The sequence below is a fragment of the Actinoplanes lobatus genome (assembly GCF_014205215.1).
Taxonomy (GTDB): domain Bacteria; phylum Actinomycetota; class Actinomycetes; order Mycobacteriales; family Micromonosporaceae; genus Actinoplanes; species Actinoplanes lobatus.
The window spans coordinates 1,192,386-1,214,204 of the sequence record NZ_JACHNC010000001.1 but is presented as its reverse complement, the minus strand read 5'-3'; the positions used below and the strand labels follow the sequence as shown (position 1 = coordinate 1,214,204).

Below are 21,819 nucleotides of genomic sequence, written 5' to 3'. Positions count from 1 at the left end.
CCTGCTCAAATGCCGCACCTGACCGGCATGGGTACTAGGCTGCTGGGCATCGGATCTTCGTGAAAGGCGGCCACTGTGACGGCTCTGGAGATCGCGGTGACCTCCGCCCAGGGCGCGCGTACCGCGTACCGGTGCGGCGCCGACCGGGTCGAACTGTGTGCGGCCCTCGAGGTCGGCGGCCTGACCCCGTCGGCCGGGCTACTGGACACGACGCTGGCCGGCCTCGCGGAACTCGCCTCGCCCGTGCCGGACGCCGGCCATCCGTGGCAGGGGGTGCACGTCCTGATCCGCCCGCGGCCGGGGGACTTCGTCTACGACGCCGACGACCTGGCCACCGCGGCGGCGGAGGTCCGGGCGGTCTGCCGCGCCGGCGCCCAGGGGGTCGTGGTGGGTGCCCTCACCGGCGACGGCGACGTCGACACGGCCGCGCTGCGCCTGCTGGCGGATACCGCCAGGGAGAGCGCCCCACAGGTGACGGTGACCTTCCACCGTGCGTTCGACCAGGTCGCCTCGGTCACCCACGCCCTGGCGGAGCTGCTCGACCTCGGCGTGGTCGACCGGGTGCTGACATCGGGCGGCAAGGCCGCCGCCGGTCAGGCGGCCGGCGAGCTCGCCGGCCTGGCGGACCAGTCCGCGGGACGGATCGAGATCATGGCCGGGGGCGGCGTCCGCCTGGACGACATCCCGGCGCTGACGGCCGCCGGCGTGGACGCGATCCACCTGTCGGCGAAGCGGCGCGTCGCCGGGGCCGGGGCACGCGTGGCCCTCGGATCCGGCGACGACCCGGGTGCCTCCTTCGTCACCGACGCCGGCCAGGTCTCCCAGGCGGCCGCCGCCCTCGGCGCGACCGGCCGGCTGCTCATTCCGTCAGCCGGCTGAGCGCGGCGGTCAGGCCGTACCGGCGGACCCGGCCGGCGAAGGTCGCCGCCTCGGCCACGGTGGCGACCATCGGCGCCATCACCCAGGGCGGAGGACCTGTGCCCGTTCATGCGCCGGCCGCGGTCAGGCGTCCAGGTCCTGGGCGAGGAGAGCGGCGATCCTGTCGTGCGCGGACTGCGACGGACTGGAGACCTCGACGCTGTCTCCCAGGGCGGCGCCGAGAGCCATGATGAGCATCGCCGAGCCGGCATCGACCGGATCACCACCGGGAATGGCCAGGCTCACCTCTTCGCCCATCTCGTTGACGGCGGCGGCGATGATGCCGGCGGGCCGGGCGTGCAGCCCGACGGTGGATCCTACGACGACGGTGCTGGTCGGCATGACGAGTCTTTCTGCGCGGATGCCCGCGGACGGGCGGGATGGTGGTGGTCGGCCACGTCCGTCCGCGCCGGTCGCTGGACTCCTCCAGGCGCTCTACGCGGCGCGTCGACCTACCTCCCGCGCAGCCGGGGCGGACCGCGTCGACAACTACGCACTGTACTGGTCCAACTCCCCGGAACACGTCCTAAGTGAGCGGACATGAGCGTTCAGCCGATCCTGCCGGCTGTGACAACGCAAACGGCCCGCTGCGACGGCAGCGGGCCTTACGGTGGTGCGCAGGTTTGTTAAGTGCCCCCGGCAGGATTCGAACCTGCGCTTTCGCCTCCGGAGGGCGACGCTCTATCCCCTGAGCTACGGGGGCTCAGTGAGGATGAGCCTAGCAGGGCTCCGGAGGCCCCGGCCAATCGGTATCGCGAAAACACGGCGGGCCGCCGGCGTGATGCCGGCGGCCCATCGGTAAGCACAGGTCAGGAGGCGGTTTCGAGCCGCTTCTGGAGATCCTGCATGTCGGTCAGGTCGCGCTGCTGGCTGTTGATGGACAGCTTCGCCGACTCGACGACCTCCGGGTCGTCGCTCAGCTCCACCACCTCCTGGGCCATGTGGATGCCGCCCAGGTGGTGGTTGATCATCAGCTTCATGAAGAGGCGGTCCTCGTCGAGACCGGTGGCCTCCCGGAGCTGCTTCAGCTCCTCCGGGGTGGCCATGCCGGGCATCAGGCCGTCCTTCACGCTCTCCGCCCCGCCCGGCATCCACGACATGGCCGGCTTCGAGCCGGTCGGCTGGAGATCCCACTCGCGCAGCCACGCCTGGAACATGCCGATCTGACCCTGCTGGGTGAGAGCGATGTCGCGGGCCATCATCCGGACCTCGTCGTTGGTCGCGCGGGTGTAGGCGATCATGCCCATCTCCACGGCCTGCGAGTGGTGGGTGGACATGTCCCGGGCGAAGCCGGCCTCTGCGGAGTCGTCGGCCGGCAGGTCCTCGCCGCGGGGGATCAGGAATCCGATCGCCACGCCCAGCAGCAGGCCGACCACCAGGGTCGCGGGCAGCCAGTAGCCGAAGCGGCGTTTCTCCGTGGACAAGGTCAGCTCTGCGGGACGACGCCGGTGGCCGACACGCCGCCGTCACAGGCCGCGGTCGGGCCCTCGATCGACGCGTTGATCCGCAGCGACTGGATGAACTCGTCGATCCGCGGGTCGTCCACCGAGTCGACCTTCAGCTGGTAGCCCCAGGCCTGGAGGGAGACGTTGCTGCTCAGGCCGGGCACCGGGCTCAGCATGAGCTTCTCCTTGCCCTCGACCCGGTCGGCCAGCTTCTCCACCTGGTCCTCGGGGAGGCCCTGCTTGTAGGTCACCCAGACGGTGCCGTGCTCCATGCTGTGCACCGCGTGCTCGTTCGCGATCGGCTCGGAGTAGACGACGCCGTTGCAGTTCTGCCAGCTCGGGTTGTGCTCACCGGCGACGGGGGGCTGCTGCTCGTACGACAGCTTGCCGTTCTTGTGCTGGCTGCCCTTCACCAGATCCGGGTTCGACTCGCGGAAGTTGGTGATGCCGGCGATCGCGGCGGCCCGGTCGGCCCACGGCACGGACTGCTTCTTCTCCTGCTGGATCGATGCGACGACACCCCAGCCGATGATGCCGACCGCGATCAGGACGACGACACCGGCGACCGCGATCGGTCCCCAGTTGCGTCCGCCGGCCACCTTGACCGGAGTGACCGGCTTGCGACCCTTTCCGCCCTTCCCGCCCTTTCCGGCGGGCCGGTTGCCCCCTGGCCGGCTCGCGCCGGACCTCGCCGCAGGCGGCTTGCCCTGGCCGGTGGTCTTGTCGACCTTGACGGTGGACGGGACCCGTTCGGGCCCCGGCGTGCTCATGCTCATCGTGCCTCGTCGATTCGTCTGAATGGGGAGGGGCGGGGCTCGGGTGGCCGCCGAACGACGAAGTCTACCCCCGATAGCATGGTTGAGTGACTCCCGCCAACCTTGCTGACACGGTTCTCTCAGCCGCTCGTGCCGTTTTCGAGACGCGTGGACTCGACGTCGGCGCGCTGCCCGCCACGACGACGATGGAGCGGCCACGTAACCCCGAGCACGGCGACTACGCCTCGACGCTCGCCCTCCAACTGGGCAAGAAGGTCGGGGTCGCCCCACGTGAGCTGGCCGCGGCGCTGGCCGAGGAGCTGGGCCGCCGGGACGGCGTCAAATCGGTGGAGATCGCGGGTCCCGGCTTCCTGAACATCCGGCTCGACGCCGCCGCGGCCGGCGTGCTGGCCCGCGACATCGTGCTCGCCGGTTCAGCCTACGGGCGTACCGACCGGCTCGCCGGAGAGCGTGTCAACCTGGAGTTCGTGTCGGCCAACCCGACCGGTCCGGTGCACATCGGCGGGGTCCGCTGGGCCGCCGTGGGCGACGCCCTCTCCCGGGTGCTGCGCACCGCCGGCGCCGACGTCGGCACGGAGTACTACTTCAACGACGCCGGCTCGCAGATCGACCGGTTCGCCCGCTCGCTGCTGGCCGCCGCCAAGGGCGAGGCGGCGCCGGAGGACGGCTACGGCGGCGCCTACATCGCCGAGATCGCGGCCGACGTGGTCAAGGTCGAGCCGGAGGTGCTGTCCCAGGATCCGGAGGCCGCGCAGGAGACCTTCCGGCGGGTCGGCGTCGACCTGATGTTCGCCGAGATCAAGAAGTCGCTGACCGAGTTCGGCGTGCACTTCGACACCTACTTCAACGAGAAGGACCTGCACGACCGCGGCGAGCTCCAGGAGGCCCTGGACCGGCTGCGCGAGCAGGGGCACATCTTCGAGCAGGACGGCGCGACCTGGCTGCGCACCACCGACTTCGGTGACGACAAGGACCGGGTGCTGCGCAAGTCCGACGGCGACTGGACGTACTTCGCCGCCGACTGCGCCTACTACCTGGACAAGCGCAAGCGCGGCTTCGAGCGGGTCGTGATCATGCTGGGCGCCGACCACCACGGCTACATCGGCCGGATGAAGGCGATGTCCGCGTGCTTCGGCGACGACCCGGCGAAGAACCTGGAGATCCTGATCGGCCAGATGGTCAACCTGGTCCGTGACGGCGAGCCGGTGCGGATGAGCAAGCGGGCCGGGACCGTGGTCACCCTGGAGGACTTCGTCGAGGCGCTGGGCGTCGACGCCACCCGGTACGCGCTGGCCCGCTACTCCTCGGACTCCCCGATCGACATCGACATCGACCTGTGGACCCGGGCCAGCCGGGAGAACCCGGTGTACTACGTGCAGTACGTCGCGGCCCGGACGGCCAGCGCCGCCCGGCAGGCGGAGTCGCTGGGTGTGACCCGCGGCGAGCCCGGCGACTTCCGTGCCGACCTGCTCGACAACGAGAAGGACAACGAGCTCCTCAAGACGCTCGGCGAGTACCCGGAGACCGTCGCCTTCGCGGCCGAGCACCGGGAGCCGCACCATGTCGCCCGGCTGCTGGAGAAGATCGCCGGCGCCTACCACCGCTTCTACGATGAGCCGGCCTGCCGGATCACGCCCAAGAACGCCGACGACCCGGTCACCGACGGACACCGTGCCCGGCTGTGGCTCAACGACGCCACTCGTACGGTGATCGCCAACGGGTTGGCCCTCCTCGGGGTCTCCGCGCCGGAGAGGATGTAGAGCATGCGCGCACACGAGGCCGGGGCCCTGCACGGTGACCTCGGCAGCCGCGGGCCGGCCTGGCTGCGTAGCCCGGAGGACGTGAACGCCCTCGTGCCGCAGCTGTGGCCGCGGACCGTGAACCGTACCGCGGCCGGGTCCCTGGAGATCGGCGGCGTGAACGTCCTCGACCTGGCCGCCGACTACGGCACCCCGGCGTACCTGCTGGACGAGGACGATCTGCGGGCCCGCTGCCGGGACTTCGCGGCCGCCTTCGCCGGGGCCGACGTCTACTACGCCGGCAAGTCGTTCATCTGCAAGGCCGTCGTCCGGATCATCGACGAGGAGGGGCTCTTCCTCGACGTCTGCTCCGGTGGCGAGCTGGCGGTGGCGCTGGCGGCCGGGTTCCCGGCCGAGCGGATCGGCTTCCACGGCAACAACAAGTCGGAGAGCGAGCTGCGCCGGGCCCTGGAGGCCGGGGTGGGCCGGATCATCGTCGACTCGTTCCATGAGATCGACCGCCTGACCGCCCTGGCCGGCGAGCTGAACAAGCGGCCCGGCGTGCTGATCCGGGTGACCGTCGGCGTCGAGGCGCACACCCACGAGTTCATCGCGACCGCGCACGAGGACCAGAAGTTCGGCTTCTCGCTGGCCGGCGGGGCGGCGTTCGCGGCCGCCGCGCAGATCCTCGACGAGGGCGCGCTGGACCTGCGCGGCCTGCACTCGCACATCGGCTCGCAGATCTTCGACACCAGTGGGTTCGAGGTGGCCGCCCGGCGGATCCTGGAGCTCCAGGCGCAGATCCGGGACGCGCGCGGCGTGGAGCTGCCGGAGCTGGACCTCGGCGGTGGATTCGGTATCGCTTACACCACTCAGGACGATCCGTCGACCCCTGGAGACCTGGCGAAGCGGATCAACAAGATCGTCGAGTCCGAGTGCGAGCTGGCGTCGCTGCGCAAGCCGCACCTGTCGATCGAGCCGGGGCGGGCCGTCGTGGGCCCGTCGGTCTTCACGTTGTACGAGGTGGGGACGGTCAAGGACGTCGATGGCATCCGGACCTACGTGAGTGTCGACGGCGGCATGAGCGACAACATCCGGACCGCCCTTTACGACGCCTCCTATTCCGCCACGCTCGCCAATCGCAGCAGCGCCGGGACCCCTATGCTGGCCCGAGTGGTGGGAAAACATTGTGAGTCCGGGGACATCGTCGTGAAGGATGAATTCCTGCCCGCCGACGTGCAGCCCGGAGATCTTATTGCGGTCCCCGGGACCGGCGCCTACTGCCGGAGTATGGCCAGCAACTACAACCACGTTCCTCGGCCACCCGTGGTGGCGGTGCGCGACGGCGCGGCACGCGTCATCGTGCGGCGGGAGACCGAGGACGACCTGCTTGTATTGGATGTTGGATGAGCCCCGCCAAATCGGTCCGCCTCGCCCTGCTGGGGTGCGGCATCGTCGGTTCCGAGGTCGTCCGTCTGCTGCACGAGCAGCAGGAGGACCTGACCGCCCGGATCGGCGCCCCTCTGGAAATCGCCGGCATCGCGGTGCGGCGTCCCGGCCGTGAGCGCGGCGACCTGCCGGTCGACCCGTCGCTGTTCACGACCGACGCCCTCGGCCTGATCAAGCGCGACGACGTGGACGTGGTCATCGAGGTCGTCGGCGGCATCGAGCCCGCCCGGACCTGGCTGGTCGAGGCGCTCCGGGCCGGCAAGAGCGTCATCACGGCCAACAAGGCGCTGCTCGCCGAGGACGGCGGCGCGCTGCACGACGCCGCCGCCGAGGGCGGCGCCGATCTCTACTACGAGGCGTCGGTGGCCGGGGCGATCCCGCTGCTGCGCCCGCTGCGCGAGTCGCTGCACGGCGACCGCGTGACCGCGGTCACCGGCATCGTGAACGGCACGACCAACTTCATCCTCTCCTCGATGGCCGCCACCGGCGCGGGCTTCAACGAGGCCCTCGAGGAGGCCACCGAGCTGGGGTACGCGGAAGCCGACCCGACCGCGGACGTGGAGGGCTTCGACGCCGCCGCCAAGGCCGCCATCCTCGCCTCGCTGGCGTTCCACACCCGGGTCACCGCCGCCGACGTGTTCCGTGAGGGCATGACCGCGGTGACCGCCGGCGACATGGCCAGCGCCAAGGAGATGGGCTGCACCATCAAGCTGCTCTGCATCGCGCAGCGCGGCGCCGATTCGGTGAGCGTCCGGGTGCACCCGGCGATGATCCCGCTCAGCCACCCGCTGGCCGGCGTCGGTGATGCCTTCAACGCGGTGTTCGTGGAGACCGAGGCGGCCGGGCCGCTGATGTTCTACGGCCGCGGCGCGGGTGGCCGCCCGACCGCCAGCGCGGTGCTCGGCGACATCGTGGCGGCGGCCCGCAACCGGCTGACCGGGGCCCGGGCGCCGAGCGAGAGCAACTACGCCAAGCTGACGGTCCGCCCGATCGGCGAGTCGCTCACCCGCTACCACATCAGCCTGGACGTGGCCGAGAAGCCGGGCGTCCTGGCCAGCGTGGCCGGGGTGTTCGCCCAGCACGAGGTGTCCATCGCGACGGTCCGCCAGTCCGGCCGGGCGGACGACGCGAAGCTGGTGATCGTCACCCACAGCGCGCCCGACGCGGCCCTCGCCGCGACCGTGGACTCGCTGTCCCGGCTGGACATCGTCCGGTCGATCGCCAGTGTGCTGCGTGTCGAGGGAGGGGCCGGCTGATGCTGGACCACGTCGGGTTCCAATGCGCCGATCTGTCGCGCAGCGCCGCCTTCTACGACGCCGTGCTGGCGCCGCTGGGCGGCAGCCGGCTGATGGACTTCAAGGTCGCGATCGGGTACGGCTCGGACCACGCGGATTTCTGGATCGGCGAGTTCAACGAGGGCGAGGGTTTCCGCGAGAGCCACATCGCCTTCGCCGCGGCCGACCGGTCCGCGGTCGACGCCTTCTTCCGGGCCGCGGTCGAGGCCGGGGCCGAGGTGCTGCACGAGCCGGGCCTGCACCCGGAGTACCACGAGCACTACTACGGCGCCTTCGTTCGCGACCCGGACGGGAACAACGTAGAGGCTGTCTGCCACCGTCCTGAATAATGGCCGGAAATTCCCGAAGATTGACACGCGAGTGAGGAGTACGGCCATGTGGCGGGGCTTGATCGAGGCGTACCGGGACCGGCTGCCGGTCACCGACGCCACCCCGGTGGTCTCGTTGCACGAGGGGAACACCCCGCTGGTGCCGGCGCCGGTGCTGTCCCAGCGCACGGGCGCCGACGTCTACCTCAAGGTGGAGGGCGCCAACCCGACCGGTTCGTTCAAGGACCGGGGCATGACGATGGCCGTGTCGAAGGCCGTCGAGGAGGGCGCCAAGGCGATCATCTGCGCCTCGACCGGCAACACCAGCGCCTCCGCGGCGGCGTACGCGGCCCGCGCCGGCATCACCTGCGCGGTGCTCGTGCCGCAGGGCAAGATCGCGCTGGGCAAGCTGGCCCAGGCGCTCGTGCACGGCGCCCGGCTGCTCCAGGTGGACGGCAACTTCGACGACTGCCTGGCGCTCGCCTCGAAGCTGTCCCAGGACTACCCGGTCGCGCTGGTCAACTCGGTGAACATCTTCCGGCTGCACGGCCAGAAGACGGCCGCCTTCGAGATCGTCGAGGCGCTCGGTGACGCGCCGGACATCCACTGCCTGCCGGTCGGCAACGCCGGCAACATCTCCGCTTACTGGATGGGCTATCAGGAGGACCGGGCGGCCGGGAACAGCACCCGGCTGCCGAAGATGTACGGCTTCCAGGCCTCGGGCGCCGCGCCGATCGTGAACGGCAAGGTGGTCGAGAATCCGTCGACGATCGCCACCGCGATCCGGATCGGGAACCCGGCCAGCTGGACCAAGGCGCTGGACGCGCGGGACGCCTCGGGCGGCCTGATCTCGGCGGTCACCGACCGGGACATCCTGAACGCGTACCGCCTGCTGGCCCGCGAGGTGGGTGTCTTCGTCGAGCTGGGCAGCGCGGCCAGCGTGGCCGGTCTGCTCCAGCAGGCGGAGGCCGGGAAGATCCCGGCCGGTTCCCGGGTGGTCTGCACGGTGACCGGGCACGGCCTGAAGGACCCGGAGTGGGCGATCTCCACCGCCCCGTCGCCGACCGTCATCGCGAACGACGCGCTGATCGCGGCGAAGGCGCTGGACCTGGCCTAGTCCTCGGGCTCCGGGGGCGGGCACGCGGCCGCCTCCCGGAGCAGCAGTTCCATCGCTTGAGCGACGATCGCGAGCTCCTCGGCTGAGAGACGGCTGAGGAGCTCGCGCTGTTTCGCCGCGCCCGCCGTGATGATGCCGTCGATGAGCTCGGTGCCCGCCTTGGTCAGCCCGATCCGGCGAACCCGCCGATCGTGCACGTCCTCCGTGCGCGTGACCAGCTCCTGCACGACCAGCCGGTCGATCATGCCGCTGAGCGCGGCCGCTCCCACGCCGACCAGCCGGGCCAGCTCGCCGCCGGCGATCGTGCCGCGCCGGGCCAGCAGCAGCATGATCTTCAGCTGCGACATGGTCAGGTGCGAGGAGAAGAGAGGATCCGACCGGTCTCCGGCGAACAGGTGCTCCATCCGGATCTGCGCGCCCATGATGTCCGCGATGAGCTGTTCCTTCTCGCCCACCGCGTGCTCCTCTTGTGACGTGCTGATGGCCGGTACGGGTCCATCCGACCTCGGACGGTACCAGTGGAACCCCGGCGAAAACCATTTGTTCGCGTCATGCAAACTATCAGTATCGACCGAACCTTTCTCGGGGGAGCCCCCATGTCAGCACTGACACGGTTAAGTCTTGCCAACCGAGGTCTCGTCGCCCTGATCGCCATCGTGATCAGCGGCTTCGGGCTCTACGCCATCCCGTCCCTCAAGCAGCAGCTCTTCCCCTCGATCGAGCTGCCCGCCGCGTTCGTGAGCGCGGTGTTGCCCGGAGCCTCGCCGGAAGCGGTCGAGGAACAGGTGACCAAGCCGATCGAGGACGCGGTCAAGGGCATCGACGGCATCGACAGCGTGACCTCGACCTCGCGCGAGAACGTGTCCAGCGTCGTCGTGCTCTTCGAGTTCGGTACGGACATCGAGTCCGCCGTCAACCAGGTCACCACCTCGGTGAACCGGATCCAGCAGCAGCTGCCGGAGAACGTCGACCCGACCGTCTTCGCGGGCGGCACCGACGACATCCCGGCGATCGTGCTGGCCGCCTCGTCCGGTGACAAGGACGAGGCCGAGCTGCTCGCCGCGCTCAACGAGACCGTGGTGCCCGAGCTCAACGGCATCGAGGGTGTCCGCGACACCCAGGTCACCGGCGCCCGCGCCCTGGAAGTGGTGATCACTCCGGACATGGCGAAGATGGGCGCGGCCGGGGTCAGCCCCGCCTCGCTCACCACGGTGCTCCAGGCCAACGGCGTCTCCATCCCGGCCGGCACCGTGGTCGAGGGCGACAAGTCGCTGACCGTGCAGGTGGGCACCCCGATCACCACCGTCGACCAGCTCAAGGACGTCTACCTGACCGGTTCGCGCGGGCCGGTGCGGCTCGGTGACGTGGCCGCCGTGGAGAGCAAGCTGCCGCCCGCGGAGTCGTACACCCGGACCGACGGGGTGAACAGCCTCGGCATCGCGGTCACCGCACGGCCGGACGGCAACCCGGTGGACATCTCGCACGAGGTCCGGGACATGCTGCTCGACCTGGAGAAGGCGTCCGGCGCGACGCTGACCGTCATCACCGACCAGGCGCCGTATGTGGAGCGCTCGATCGAGAGCCTCACCACCGAGGGCCTGCTCGGCCTGCTGATGGCGGTCGTGGTCATCCTGATCTTCCTGATGAGCGTCCGGTCCACCCTGGTGACCGCGGTGTCCATCCCGCTGTCCGTGCTGATCGCGCTGATCGCGCTCTGGGTCGGCGACTACACCCTCAACCTGCTCACCCTGGGCGCGCTGACCATCGCGATCGGCCGGGTGGTGGACGACTCGATCGTCGTCCTGGAGAACATCAAACGCCATCTCGAGTACGGCGAGGAGAAGGTCCACGCCATCCTCACGGCGGTTCGTGAGGTGGCCGGCGCGGTGGTCGCCTCGACCCTCACCACGGTCGCCGTGTTCGCGCCGATCGCCCTGGTGGGCGGCCTGGTCGGGCAGATCTTCTCGTCCTTCGCGATCACCGTGACGGTGGCCCTGCTGGCCTCCCTCGTGGTGTCGCTGACGATCGTGCCGGTGCTGGCGTACTGGTTCCTCAAGCCGCCGCCGGCCGGCGCCGACACCGAGGCGATCCGCAAGGCCGCCGAGGAGAAGGAGCTGCGCAGCCCGCTCCAGCGCGGCTACCTGCCGGTGATCCGGTTCGCCACCACGAAGCGCTGGACCACGGTGCTCATCGGCATCGCGGTGCTGATCGGCACGTTCGCCCTGAGCACCCGGCTGGAGACCAACTTCCTCGACGAGTCGGGGCAGGACAGCATCACGATCAGCCAGGAGATGCCGGCCGGCACCAGCCTGGCGGCCACCGACGAGGCGGCCAAGCAGGTCGAGGCGATCCTCGCCGACCAGAACGGCGTCAAGACGTACCAGGTGACCGTCGGCGGCAGCTCGGCCAACCCGTTCGCGGGTGGCGGCGGCGCCGGCACCGCCAGCTACAACGTGGCGCTGGAGGAGGACGCGGACGCCGCGGAGATCTCCGACGAGCTGGACAGGAAGTTCGACGCGCTGTCCGGCGCCGGTGAGATCAAGATCGGTCAGGAGAGCTCCGGCCTCGGCAGCAGCCAGCTGTCCGTCTCGGTGACCGCCCCCGACAACGAGGTCCTCACCACGGCCACCGAGCAGGTCCGTACCGCGATGGCCGGGGTGGCCGGGGTCGCCGACATCGACACCTCGCTCGCCGAGAGCGTGCCGCGTCTCGACGTGGTGGTGGACCGCAAGGCCGCCGCGCAGGTGGGCCTCACCGAGGCGCAGATCGCCCAGAACGTGGCGGCGCTGTTCCAGTCCGCCCCGGCCGGTCAGATCAACGTCGACGGCACCACCCAGGACGTGGTGATCTCGTTCGGCACGGCGCCCACCGACACGGCCGCACTGCGCGCCGTTCCGCTCACCACCCCGCGCGGCGTGGTCCCGCTGGACCAGGTCGCCGACGTCAAGCAGGTGGACGGCGCGGTCGAGATCAACCGGGTGGACGGCAGCCGTACCGTCACCGTGACCGGCACGGTCACCGGCGACAACCTCACCGAGATCAACCAGGACCTGACCGCCGCCCTGGAGGAGCTCGACCTGCCGGCCGGCGCCGAGTGGGCCGTCGGTGGCGTCAGCGCCGACCAGCAGGAGGCGTTCGGGCAGCTCGGCCTGGCCGTGCTCGCCGCCATCGCGATCGTCTTCGTGATCATGGTGGCCACCTTCCGCAGCCTGATCCAGCCGGTGATCCTGCTGGTGTCCATCCCGTTCGCGGCGACCGGCGCGATCATCCTGCTGCTGATCACCGGCACCGCGCTCGGCGTGCCGGCCCTGATCGGTGTGCTCATGCTGGTCGGCATCGTGGTGACCAACGCCATCGTGCTGATGGACCTGATCAACCACTACCGGGCCGCCGGGTACGGCGTGCAGGAGGCGGTGATCGAGGGTGGCCGGCACCGGCTGCGGCCGATCCTGATGACCGCGATCGCCACCATCTTCGCGCTCATCCCGATGGCGCTGGGCCTCACCGGCGAGGGCGGATTCATCTCCCAGCCGCTGGCCATCGTGGTGATCGGCGGCCTGGTCAGCTCGACCCTGCTGACCCTGATCCTGGTGCCGACCCTCTACACCATGGTGGAGAACCGGAAGGAGAAGAGCCGGGCCAAGCGGCAGGCGAAGCGGCTGATCAAGGGACAGGCCGCCGGTGAGCCGAAGCACGCCGCCGACAAGCCCGTCGACGACCTGGTGCCGGCCGGTGTGGCGCCGGACTCCAGCGGCGGTGCGCACGAGGTCCCGGAGACCGGTGGGAAGTCCGCGCTGCGCGGCCTGACCGACCAGTTCGAGGTGCTGAAGATGCCGCGGAAGCCGGCGAACCCGGCCGAGTAGGCGAGATCCGAACCGATGCCCGGCCCACCGCGGCCGGGCATCGGCGTATCTACACTTCGGTACGTGCCAGCAGACTTCTCGGTCCTTACCCGTAACCGGGACTTCCGCCGGTTGTTCGCCGCTGAGCTGGTGGTCTTCGGGGCGGACTGGTTCGTCATGGTGCCGCTGCTCGTGCTGCTGCCGGAGCTGACCGGCGGTGGCCAGCTGGGCGCTCTGGTGCTGGCCGTGGACACCGGCATCCTCGCGCTGCTGCTGCCCTTCACCGGCACGGTCGCCGACCGGGTGGACCGCCGCCGGATCCTGATCGTCTCGAACGCCGCGGCCTTCGTGTCGGTGCTGCTGCTGTTCGCGGTGCGCTCCGCGGCGACCGCCCCGCTCGCCCTGGTGGCGGTCGGGGCCATCGCGGTGTCGAAGGCGTTCTACTCGCCGGCCGCGTCGGCCGCCCTGCCCAACCTGGTGGACCCCGCCGACCTGCCGGCCGCGAACACCGTCGCCGGCTCCGCGTGGGGCACCATGACCGTGGTTGGCGCGTCCCTCGGTGGCGTGGTGAGCAGCGTCTTCAGCCCGTACGCCTGCTTTGCCGTGACCGCCGTCTGCCTGCTCACCGGAAGCCTGCTGACCGCCCTGATCCGGCGTCCGATGCAGGCGCCGCGCAGCGGCGACGGCGAGCCGGCCCGGGCCATGACCGCCCTGCTCGAGTCGCTGCGGCACATCGCCCTGCGCCCCCGCCTGCGGGCTCTCGTGACGGTGAAGTCGGCGGTCGGCCTCGGCAACGGGGTGCTGACCGTGTTCCCGCTGATCGCGGCGGCGCACGGGGCCGGGGCGCTGGGCGTCGGCCTGCTGTTCGCGCTGCGCGGCCTGGGCGCCCTGATCGGGCCGCTGGTGATGCGCCCGGTGCTGACCCGCCCGTCCTGGCTGCTGCCCGGCCTGGCCCTGTCCATGGGCCTGTACGGCGTCGGCTACCTGGGTGTCGCGTTCGCGCCGTGGTTCCCGCTCACGCTGGCCCTGGTCTTCGTGGCGCACTTCGCCGGCGGCAGCAACTGGGTGCTGTCCAACTTCGCGCTCCAGGGCGAGGTGCCCGACAAGTTGCGCGGCCGCGTCTTCGCCACCGACATGATGCTGGCGACGGTCGCCATCGCGGTGAGCCAGCTGGCCGCGGGCGCCGTCATCGACCGGGTCGACCAGCGGTGGATCATCGCGGGGTGCGCGTCGATCACCCTGACCTATGCGATCGGATGGTGGCTGGCCACCCGGCGGCTCCGCCCCTCCACCGAGCCGACATTCGGGATTACCGGGACCGGGGAGCCAACCCCGGAATGATCAGCCCCTAGCATGTGGCGATGGGTTTGTCCTTCGTCACCGAACCGGTCTCCGTCAGCACGCCGGCGACCAGCGCCAACCTCGGCCCCGGCTTCGACGCCCTGGGCCTGGCGCTGACGCTGTACGACGACCTGACCGCCCGGGTGACCGGCGACTCCTACACGGTCACGGTGTACGGCGAGGGCGCGGGCGAGTTGCCGACCGGCCCCGACCACCTGGTGGTGCGGGCCATGCTGGCGACCTTCGACGAGGCCGGCGAGCGGCCGCCGGGCGTCGCCGTCGAGTGCGTCAACCGGATCCCGCAGGCCCGTGGCATGGGCAGCTCCTCGGCGGCCATCGTGGGCGGCGTGCAGCTGGCCCGCGGCCTGATCAGAGGCGGTCTCGAGCTGATCGACGACGCGGCCGCGCTGCGGATCGCGGCCCGGCTCGAGGGCCACCCGGACAACGTGGCGCCCTGCCTGCTCGGCGGCTTCACCGTCGCGTGGACCGAGCCGGACGGCGCCCGTGCCGTCTCGCTGACCCCGGCCGCCGGTGTGCGCCCCACCGTTTTCATCCCCTCCGAGCTGGGGTACACGGCGTCCGCGCGCGCCGCGCTGCCGCCGGAGGTCCCGCACCACGACGCGGCGTTCAACGCGGGGCGGGCCGCCCTGCTGACGCACGCGCTCACCATGGATCCGTCCCTGCTGTTCCCGGCCACCGAGGACCGGCTGCATCAGGACTACCGCGCTCCGGGGATGCCGGGATCGGCGTCCCTGGTGGCGGCCCTCCGGGCGGCCGGGGTGGCCGCCGTGGTCAGCGGAGCGGGCCCGACCGTGCTCGCGTTGACCGAGGTCCCGGCCGATTTCGTGCCGGGTGCGCACTGGCACAGCGAAGTGCTGGGCGTGGATGACGCCGGTGCTCGTGTGAAAGGGGGTATGGTGGAACACGCCGAGCGGGGTCCTGTTGCCGCAGGTCGCACGAGTTGACTACGCTCAAGACCTAGCACAGCCGCGAAGCAAGCGATCTCTGCGGTTCGGCGCACCCCCGAGGTTTCTGGCCTACGGCCTTTCTCAACTCTCATCAAGGCAAACGCCGGGCAGCATCCATGGATCGCTGCACTCGCCGAGACCTACCCGTCAAGCCTGACGGGCAGGGATACCGGTCGAGCTGCCGTGCTGCACTAACTCCCGCGCCGCTGTTGCGAAGCGGGTTCCGAGGGCACCCGGCCCAGGCTGCAGTTCCGGGTGAACTCGGGCTTTTTCCGACGGAAGGAATCCATTGAGCGACACCACCGACGTGACGTCGGGTGTTTCTGACGTCGCTGACGGCGCCGGCACCACCGCGACCGCTACGAAGCGCCGCCGGGGCGGCACCGGGCTGTCCGCGATGCTGCTGCCCGAGTTGCAGAGCCTCGCCGCCTCCCTCGGCATCTCCGGCACCGCCCGGATGCGCAAGGGCGAGCTGATCGCCGCGATCACCGAGCGCCAGAGCGGCGGATCGCCCGCGGCCGAGCCGGCCCCGCGCCCGCGCACCAACAGCGCCGAGGCTGCCGCCGCCCCCGCGCAGCCGGCCCCGGCCCAGGCCGCCCCGGTCGAGGCGCCCAAAACCGCAGCCGCACCCGCTGAGTCGGCTCCGGCCGAGCGCCCGGCCCGGAGCCGCCGTGAGCGTGCTTCCCGGGAGCCCCGGGAAACCGCCCCGCGCGAGCCGGAGGCGGCGGCCGTGGAGGCCGCTCCGGCCCCGGCCGAGGCCCCCGCGCCCGCGGTCGAGACCACCGAGCGTCCCGAGCGCGGCGACCGGCCGGAACGCGGTGAGCGCAGCCGGGACCGGCAGCGTGGCCAGCGTGACGGCCAGCGTGACAACCAGCAGCGCGAGGACCGCGGCAACGACCGTGGTCAGCGTGCCGAGAGCCGTGGTGACCAGGGTCGTGGTGACCAGGGTCGTGGTGACCAGGGTCGTGGTGACCAGGGTCACGACGACGACAGCGACGACGAGGGTGGCCGCCGGAGCCGGCGCAGCCGCTTCCGGGACCGCCGCCGGGGCCGGGACCGTGACGGCGACCAGCGTGACGACCGCGGCCAGCGTGACGACCGCGGCCAGCGGGAGGGCCGGGAGCCGCACGTGGCCGAGGACGAGGTGCTCGTCCCGGTGGCCGGCATCCTGGACGTGCTGGACAACTACGCGTTCGTCCGCACCACCGGCTACCTCTCCGGGCCGAACGACGTCTACGTCTCGATGTCGCAGGTCAAGAAGTACGGTCTGCGCCGCGGTGACGCGGTCACCGGTGCGGTGCGCTCCGCCCCGCGTGAGGGTGGCAACGACGGGCAGCGGCGGGACAAGTACAACCCGCTGGTCCGGCTCGACACCATCAACGGGATGGAGCCGGACGAGGCCCGCCGCCGTCCCGAGTTCTACAAGCTCACCCCGCTCTACCCGCAGGAGCGCCTGCGGCTGGAGACCGAGCCGCACATCCTCACCACCCGCATCATCGACCTGGTGATGCCGATCGGTAAGGGTCAGCGCGCGCTCATCGTCTCCCCGCCGAAGGCCGGTAAGACGATGGTCCTGCAGGCGCTGGCCAACGCGATCACCCGCAACAACCCCGAGTGCCACCTGATGGTCGTGCTCGTGGACGAGCGGCCCGAAGAGGTCACCGACATGCAGCGCACGGTGAAGGGCGAGGTCATCGCGGCCACGTTCGACCGTCCGCCGCAGGACCACACCACGGTCGCCGAGCTCGCCATCGAGCGGGCCAAGCGGCTGGTCGAGCTGGGCCACGACGTGGTCGTGCTGCTCGACTCGGTGACCCGGCTCGGCCGGTCGTACAACCTGGCCGCTCCGGCTTCCGGCCGGATCATGTCGGGTGGTATCGACTCGACCGCGCTCTACCCGCCGAAGCGGTTCCTCGGCGCGGCGCGCAACATCGAGAACGGCGGTTCGCTGACCATTCTCGCCACCGCGCTGGTGGAGACCGGGTCGATGATGGACACGGTCATCTTCGAGGAGTTCAAGGGCACCGGTAACGCCGAGCTCAAGCTGGACCGGAAGATCGCCGACAAGCGGGTCTTCCCGGCCGTGGACGTCTCCGCCTCCAGCACCCGTAAGGAAGAGATCCTGCTGGGCAAGGAGGAGCTGGCGATCATCCACAAGCTCCGCAAGGTGCTCAGTTCGCTGGAGTCCGGCGCGGCTCTGGACCTCCTGATGGACCGGCTCAAGCAGACCCGGACCAACATCGAGTTCCTGATGCAGATCGCCAAGTCGACGCCTGGCGAATAACAGAGCAAATGTGATGCGGCCCACCCAATCGGGTGGGCCGCTCCGCTTTTGTCGCACACCTTGTCTGATTCGCCCGCTACGGGGTCGTGCGAACCTCCGGTATCCCCATCCCTCGACAATCCGGAGGAGCTCGATGATCGTGCCCGGTTACCGGGACCAACCGGCGGAACCCTGGGACCCGAGCTCACCCGTGGATCCCGGCGAGGCCGAGGACTTCCTGCGGCGCTGCTACACCGAGAACCCCCGCCTCGGACCGGTCGAGCCGCGACTCGCCATCGTCCGCGCGCAGATCGCCGCGACCGGGAGCTACGTGCACACCACGGACGAGCTGGCCCACGGCGCGAAGATGGCCTGGCGCAACGCCAGCCGGTGCATCGGGCGGCTCTACTGGCGCAGCCTCCTGGTGCTGGACCGCCGGCGCGCCCGTACCGCCGACGAGATCTACTCGCTGCTGGTGCAGCACCTCCAGGCCGCCGGCAGCGGGCAGATTCGCCCGGTGATCAGCGTCTTCGCCCCCGCCCAGCCTGGCCAGCAGCACGCCCGGATCTGGAACGAGCAGCTCATCCGCTACGCCGGGTACCGGACCGAGGCCGGCGGCACGGTCGGCGACCCGCGGATGATCGAGTTCACCGAGGCCGTCCGCGGCTACGGCTGGCAGGGCAAGGACGAGGCGTTCGACGTGCTGCCGCTGGTGATCGAGACGCCCGGCGACGGGGTGCGCCTCTACGAGCTGCCCGAGCGCGCCATCCGGGAGGTGCCGCTCAGCCACCCCGACCATCCGTGGTTCGCCGAGCTGGGGCTGCGCTGGCACGCCGTACCGGCGATCTCCAACATGCGGCTCACGGTCGGCGGCGTGCACTATCCGCTCGCCCCGTTCAACGGCTGGTACATGGGCTCGGAGATCGGCGCCCGGAACCTCGCCGACGCCGACCGCTACAACCTGCTGCCGGTGGTCGCCGCACGGATGGGCCTGGACACCAGCCGGGAGTCCACGCTGTGGCGGGACCGGGCGCTGGTCGAGCTGAACCGGGCCGTCCTGCACAGTTTCGAGCGCGCCGGCGTCAAGATCAGCGACCACCACACCGAGTCGCAGCGCTTCATCACCCACCTGCGCAACGAGGAGAAGGCCGGGCGCCGTGTCCCCGCCGACTGGAGCTGGATCGTCCCGCCCATCTCCGGCGGCATCACCCCGGTCTTCCACCGCTACTACGACGAGTTCGACGAGCGGCCAGCCTTCTACCTGGACGACGAGGCCGCCGACCTGGCCCGCCACGGCTCGCGGTGCCCCTACCGGGGATGAGTCTCAGGCGAACTCGTTGACCGGGAAGTCGTCGCGGTGACGCCAGGAGGCGGGCGTACGGACGTGGCCGGGACGGACCCACTTCAGGACCTTGTGATCGAATTCGGACGCTGGGATGCGGCCGGTGGCGCGGACCACGAAGCCCTCCGAGTCGTCCTCGGTGCGCTGGGCGGCCCAGGCGGCACGGGCCTCGGAGAGGCTGCCGCCCCGGTAGAGGACCGGGACGACGGGCAGCTCCAGGCGACGGGCCCAATCGACGGTGTCGTCCCAGCCGAGCAGCGTGTCCGTCTCGTCCCAGATCCCGAAGACCAGGAAGACACCGGGCAGATCGGTGTAGGCGACGCTGCGGCGGGCCCACATGGACTCACCGCAGACGCGCCACTCGTCGGGTATCCGGTACGCCGTCATGGCCCACAGCGCCTTCGCCGGACGGTCCCACGGGTGGGTGCCGGAGTCGAGCGAGCGGGCGAACATGGTGTCCCGGGTGAAGGTGAGGTTCCCGCCGTCCATCTTCTCGGTCACCACGAGCTCGCCATCCAACCAGGACAGATCATGCTGAATCCGGTCGTCGGCGGTCGCTCCCGGTGAGCCGGGCAGATGGAACGTCCGCGGGTATTTCACCCTAGAAATCTCCCTCCGCCACCTGGAACACGGTCAGGCCGAGCTGCCGCCACATGCGTACCACCTGTTGACGGTCGTCGAACACTCCGACGATCCGCCAGCGCTCCCTGACCTCACGGTCGAAGATCTCCCGCTTGACGATCGAGTCCTTCCGGCTGTCGCCCTCGGCACGCATGAACAACGCCTCGTACGGGACCCCGACGTACAGGTCCAGCCAGGCCTCGGTCTCCGGGCGGCACACCGCGTCCCGCCCGGAGCAGAAGACGATCGCGTGCCCCGCGGCGTGCATCGCCCGGACCGCGGCGATCACCGCCGGGTTGGGCTCGTCCTCGCCGACCCGGCGCCAGTCGTACGGGCTGCGGCCGTTCATCAGCGCCACTGTCCCGTCGATGTCGACCAGCACCGCCTCGGGCAGCTCCGGATCGGGCCGGTAGACCACACCCGGCCCGCCCCGCTCGACGAACGGGACCGGCAGCGGCAGGTTCTTCCCGGCCAGATAGCGGTCGTGCAGGCGGCGGATCGCGTCCTCGCCGACCCGGTCGCCCTCGGGGCGCTCGGCGTCACGCCGCACGCACTCGTCGACCGGCACGTCGGTGAAGTCGTGCACCTCGAACGACGCCTCGAACCGCGCCGCCATCTCGGCCCACTCGCGGACCGTCTTGGCACGCAGGTTCGTGTCGTCGACGATCACGCTGGCCCGGGCCCGCAGCAGTGCCTCCACGGCGGCCCGCTGGGCGTGCGTGACCTGGCCCTCGGCCACCTGCGTGTAGAGCCGGCCGCCGTGCAGCATGCGGCGCAGGTCGTCGCGGTTCACCCGGACCACGCCGGGCTGGAGCTTGTGCGCGAACGTCGTCTTGCCGGAGGCCGGCAGGCCGCGCGTGATCAGAAGTCGTGTCATCCCATATCCCTCAACCGGCCGGCCGGACCCGCTGCCACAGGCCGGGACGGTAATCCTTGCCGTCCAGCCGGAGGAACAGTTCGGCGCGGTGCCCACTGCGCATCGCCTCGATCGCGAACTCTTTACGGCCCCAGCCGTCCGGCAGCCCGGCGACGATCTCGTCGTAGGTGGCCTCGACCGCGGCCGCCCGTGCCTCGACCTCCGCGGTGAGTTCCGTCACGACGCCCCGCGCCCACACGTGGAACTCGTCCGGCAGCGGCTCCAGCATGGCGTCCAGGTCGCCGCCGGTGACCAGGAGCTCCCACACACTGCGCGGGGTGAGCCCGGTGACCAGACGGTGCAGCCGGACGTAGTCCGCGTACTTGATCTTCACCCGCTGGTCGGCGTCCGTGAAGTGCACGACCAGGCCCTCGCGGCCGTCGCGCGGCGGAGCGGCCAGCGCCTCGGTCAGCGTCGCGTAACCGAACGTCTCGACCACCGGGCCCGGCCAGCCAGGCACCGCCTCCGGGCCGAAGCTGCGGCCGGTGGCGATGTCGACCGCCCCGAGAAGCACCAGGTCGTCGAGGCCCTGATAGTCCACGACGATCCGGTTGCCCGGGTAGACGATCTCCACGAGCACGGTCAAACCCATCGGGGGTACGAAGGACGCGTACCGCGTACGCAGAAGGTCTGTGGCGTGCAGTGCCTGATCCGACGCGAAGGACCCACGCGTGGCGACGGCGTAGCCGGAGCCGTCGTGATAGATCACACCGAGGCTGCCGTCGGCCTTGTCCGTCACCGTGACCCGGGCGCCCGGATCGAGCGCCGGAGCCTGCGCCTGGTCGTGGTTGAAGAACTTGCGGAACGGCCGGGCCACGATCCGGCCGCCGGCGTCCACCACCAGTCCACGGCAGGCCAGCGTGATCGGCGTCCAGGCGCCGCTGTACTGGCAGGCCTCGGTGTAGTTGTAGATCACGAACGGCAGGCTGGGATGGCGCTGCGTCCGGATCAGTCCGTTTCCGATCGCCTCGGTCAGTTCGACCGGATCGAGGACGTCGTGGAGCAGCGTCATGGGGTGCCTTCCCGGGGGCTGGAATGAACGGAGGGACGCACACGTTAACCAGCATGAATCCGCTTGCGCCTCCTGATTTCCGGCCGGTACGGGAGGCATGGCAGACTGGTACATCGGCCAGTAGGGGTTCCGGTTCACGCCTTGCCACACCAGTGGGGCGACCCGGCGACCCGATCATCGAGAGGGACCGAGAAGACATGAAGAGCGGCATCCACCCCGAGTACACGACCACCGAGGTCGTCTGCTCCTGCGGCAGCACCTTCACCACCCGCAGCACCGCGAAGGGCGCGGAGATCCGCGTCGAGACCTGCAGCGCCTGCCACCCGTTCTACACCGGCAAGCAGCGCGTCCTCGACACCGCGGGCCGGGTCGCGAAGTTCCAGGCCAAGTACGCCAAGGTCACTGCCGCGAAGAAGAAGTAACCGCGTCAACGGCGCCCGTCCCGGTTTCCGGGGCGGGCGCCGTTC

At 70.6% G+C, this 21,819-nt stretch carries 19 protein-coding genes and 1 tRNA gene; 12 read left to right on the top strand and 8 right to left on the bottom strand.

Features of this window, described 5'->3' with window-relative positions; translation table 11 throughout:
- Positions 1-75: 75 nt before the first annotated feature.
- On the top strand, positions 76-879 hold the full coding sequence (locus BJ964_RS05315) for a copper homeostasis protein CutC (protein ID WP_188119631.1): 804 nt from the start codon (positions 76-78) through the stop codon (positions 877-879).
- A gap of 123 nt (positions 880-1,002) precedes the next feature.
- On the opposite strand, the gene BJ964_RS05310 is transcribed toward BJ964_RS05315, so the two are convergent.
- From BJ964_RS05310 to BJ964_RS05295, 4 genes are all read right to left on the bottom strand, one after another.
- On the bottom strand, positions 1,003-1,260 hold the full coding sequence (locus tag BJ964_RS05310; RefSeq protein ID WP_188119630.1) for an HPr family phosphocarrier protein: 258 nt from the start codon (positions 1,258-1,260) through the stop codon (positions 1,003-1,005).
- Positions 1,261-1,549: 289 nt separating this feature from the next.
- Positions 1,550-1,621: transfer RNA gene (locus BJ964_RS05305), tRNA-Arg, on the bottom strand.
- Positions 1,622-1,727: 106 nt separating this feature from the next.
- The gene (locus BJ964_RS05300) at positions 1,728-2,342 is read right to left on the bottom strand and encodes a DUF305 domain-containing protein (RefSeq protein ID WP_188119629.1); all 615 of its coding nucleotides are present in this window, start codon (positions 2,340-2,342) and stop codon (positions 1,728-1,730) included.
- 2 nt (positions 2,343-2,344) lie between these two features.
- Positions 2,345-3,139 (bottom strand): DUF3105 domain-containing protein, encoded by a 795-nt coding sequence (locus tag BJ964_RS05295; RefSeq protein WP_188119628.1) that lies wholly within the window; start codon positions 3,137-3,139, stop codon positions 2,345-2,347.
- Positions 3,140-3,225: 86 nt separating this feature from the next.
- Between BJ964_RS05295 and argS the strand changes: the two genes are divergently transcribed.
- Genes argS through thrC form a run of 5 tightly spaced genes read left to right on the top strand, consistent with a single transcriptional unit; the run spans position 3,226 to position 9,047 of the window.
- Positions 3,226-4,899 carry an arginine--tRNA ligase gene (gene argS, locus BJ964_RS05290; protein WP_188119627.1) on the top strand — a complete coding sequence of 558 codons (1,674 nt, stop codon included), beginning with the start codon at positions 3,226-3,228 and terminating at the stop codon, positions 4,897-4,899.
- 3 nt (positions 4,900-4,902) lie between these two features.
- Complete coding sequence (lysA, locus tag BJ964_RS05285; protein ID WP_188119626.1) at positions 4,903-6,288, top strand: diaminopimelate decarboxylase; 1,386 nt, start codon at positions 4,903-4,905, stop codon at positions 6,286-6,288.
- Positions 6,285-7,583 (top strand): homoserine dehydrogenase, encoded by a 1,299-nt coding sequence (locus tag BJ964_RS05280; RefSeq protein WP_183216833.1) that lies wholly within the window; start codon positions 6,285-6,287, stop codon positions 7,581-7,583. Before lysA ends, BJ964_RS05280 begins: the two co-directional genes overlap by 4 nt.
- Positions 7,583-7,951 carry a VOC family protein gene (locus BJ964_RS05275; protein WP_188119625.1) on the top strand — a complete coding sequence of 123 codons (369 nt, stop codon included), beginning with the start codon at positions 7,583-7,585 and terminating at the stop codon, positions 7,949-7,951. Before BJ964_RS05280 ends, BJ964_RS05275 begins: the two co-directional genes overlap by 1 nt.
- Positions 7,952-7,997: 46 nt before the next feature.
- A complete protein-coding gene (gene thrC, locus BJ964_RS05270) occupies positions 7,998-9,047 on the top strand; it encodes a threonine synthase (protein ID WP_188119624.1) in 1,050 nt (349 codons plus the stop codon).
- On the opposite strand, the gene BJ964_RS05265 is transcribed toward thrC, so the two are convergent.
- Positions 9,044-9,502, bottom strand: coding sequence for a MarR family winged helix-turn-helix transcriptional regulator (locus tag BJ964_RS05265; RefSeq protein WP_229806574.1), 459 nt, complete (start codon positions 9,500-9,502; stop codon positions 9,044-9,046). The two genes, thrC and BJ964_RS05265, sit on opposite strands and share 4 nt — an antisense overlap.
- Before the next feature lie 141 nt (positions 9,503-9,643).
- Between BJ964_RS05265 and BJ964_RS05260 the strand changes: the two genes are divergently transcribed.
- The 5 genes from BJ964_RS05260 to BJ964_RS05240 all read left to right on the top strand — a co-directional run bounded on the left by BJ964_RS05260 (position 9,644) and on the right by BJ964_RS05240 (position 18,782).
- Positions 9,644-12,910 (top strand): efflux RND transporter permease subunit, encoded by a 3,267-nt coding sequence (locus BJ964_RS05260; RefSeq protein WP_188119623.1) that lies wholly within the window; start codon positions 9,644-9,646, stop codon positions 12,908-12,910.
- A gap of 63 nt (positions 12,911-12,973) precedes the next feature.
- Entirely contained in the window at positions 12,974-14,230 is a 1,257-nt protein-coding gene (locus tag BJ964_RS05255) for an MFS transporter (protein ID WP_188119622.1), read from the top strand.
- 20 nt (positions 14,231-14,250) lie between these two features.
- Positions 14,251-15,195: a homoserine kinase gene (gene thrB, locus BJ964_RS05250; protein WP_188119621.1), complete on the top strand. Its 945-nt coding sequence runs from the start codon at positions 14,251-14,253 to the stop codon at positions 15,193-15,195.
- Between the two features lie 292 nt (positions 15,196-15,487).
- Complete coding sequence (gene rho, locus BJ964_RS05245) at positions 15,488-17,482, top strand: transcription termination factor Rho (protein ID WP_188119620.1); 1,995 nt, start codon at positions 15,488-15,490, stop codon at positions 17,480-17,482.
- 133 nt (positions 17,483-17,615) lie between these two features.
- Positions 17,616-18,782 (top strand): nitric oxide synthase oxygenase, encoded by a 1,167-nt coding sequence (locus BJ964_RS05240; protein ID WP_188119619.1) that lies wholly within the window; start codon positions 17,616-17,618, stop codon positions 18,780-18,782.
- A gap of 3 nt (positions 18,783-18,785) precedes the next feature.
- Here the strand turns inward: BJ964_RS05240 and BJ964_RS05235 are convergent, their stop codons facing one another.
- From BJ964_RS05235 to BJ964_RS05225, 3 genes are read right to left on the bottom strand one after another with little or no spacing between them, the layout of a single operon-like run.
- A complete protein-coding gene (locus BJ964_RS05235) occupies positions 18,786-19,403 on the bottom strand; it encodes an RNA ligase family protein (protein ID WP_188119618.1) in 618 nt (205 codons plus the stop codon).
- Between the two features lies 1 nt (position 19,404).
- The gene (locus tag BJ964_RS05230; protein WP_188119617.1) at positions 19,405-20,301 is read right to left on the bottom strand and encodes a phosphatase domain-containing protein; all 897 of its coding nucleotides are present in this window, start codon (positions 20,299-20,301) and stop codon (positions 19,405-19,407) included.
- Positions 20,302-20,311: 10 nt separating this feature from the next.
- Positions 20,312-21,352 carry an RNA ligase gene (locus BJ964_RS05225; protein ID WP_188119616.1) on the bottom strand — a complete coding sequence of 347 codons (1,041 nt, stop codon included), beginning with the start codon at positions 21,350-21,352 and terminating at the stop codon, positions 20,312-20,314.
- 197 nt (positions 21,353-21,549) lie between these two features.
- On the opposite strand from BJ964_RS05225, the gene rpmE reads away from it, so the two are divergent.
- Positions 21,550-21,774: a 50S ribosomal protein L31 gene (gene rpmE / locus BJ964_RS05220; RefSeq protein WP_188119615.1), complete on the top strand. Its 225-nt coding sequence runs from the start codon at positions 21,550-21,552 to the stop codon at positions 21,772-21,774.
- Positions 21,775-21,819: the final 45 nt, after the last annotated feature.

Coding starts and splice junctions, on each gene's coding strand:
- lysA (WP_188119626.1), top strand. CDS start 4,903: ATGCGCGCACACGAGGCCGGGGCCCTGCACGGTGACCTCGGCAGCCGC.
- BJ964_RS05275 (WP_188119625.1), top strand. CDS start 7,583: ATGCTGGACCACGTCGGGTTCCAATGCGCCGATCTGTCGCGCAGCGCC.
- BJ964_RS05230 (WP_188119617.1), bottom strand. CDS start 20,301: ATGACACGACTTCTGATCACGCGCGGCCTGCCGGCCTCCGGCAAGACG.
- BJ964_RS05225 (WP_188119616.1), bottom strand. CDS start 21,352: ATGACGCTGCTCCACGACGTCCTCGATCCGGTCGAACTGACCGAGGCG.
- BJ964_RS05260 (WP_188119623.1), top strand. CDS start 9,644: ATGTCAGCACTGACACGGTTAAGTCTTGCCAACCGAGGTCTCGTCGCC.
- thrB (WP_188119621.1), top strand. CDS start 14,251: ATGGGTTTGTCCTTCGTCACCGAACCGGTCTCCGTCAGCACGCCGGCG.
- BJ964_RS05295 (WP_188119628.1), bottom strand. CDS start 3,139: ATGAGCATGAGCACGCCGGGGCCCGAACGGGTCCCGTCCACCGTCAAG.
- BJ964_RS05310 (WP_188119630.1), bottom strand. CDS start 1,260: ATGCCGACCAGCACCGTCGTCGTAGGATCCACCGTCGGGCTGCACGCC.
- BJ964_RS05280 (WP_183216833.1), top strand. CDS start 6,285: ATGAGCCCCGCCAAATCGGTCCGCCTCGCCCTGCTGGGGTGCGGCATC.
- rpmE (WP_188119615.1), top strand. CDS start 21,550: ATGAAGAGCGGCATCCACCCCGAGTACACGACCACCGAGGTCGTCTGC.
- thrC (WP_188119624.1), top strand. CDS start 7,998: ATGTGGCGGGGCTTGATCGAGGCGTACCGGGACCGGCTGCCGGTCACC.
- BJ964_RS05240 (WP_188119619.1), top strand. CDS start 17,616: ATGATCGTGCCCGGTTACCGGGACCAACCGGCGGAACCCTGGGACCCG.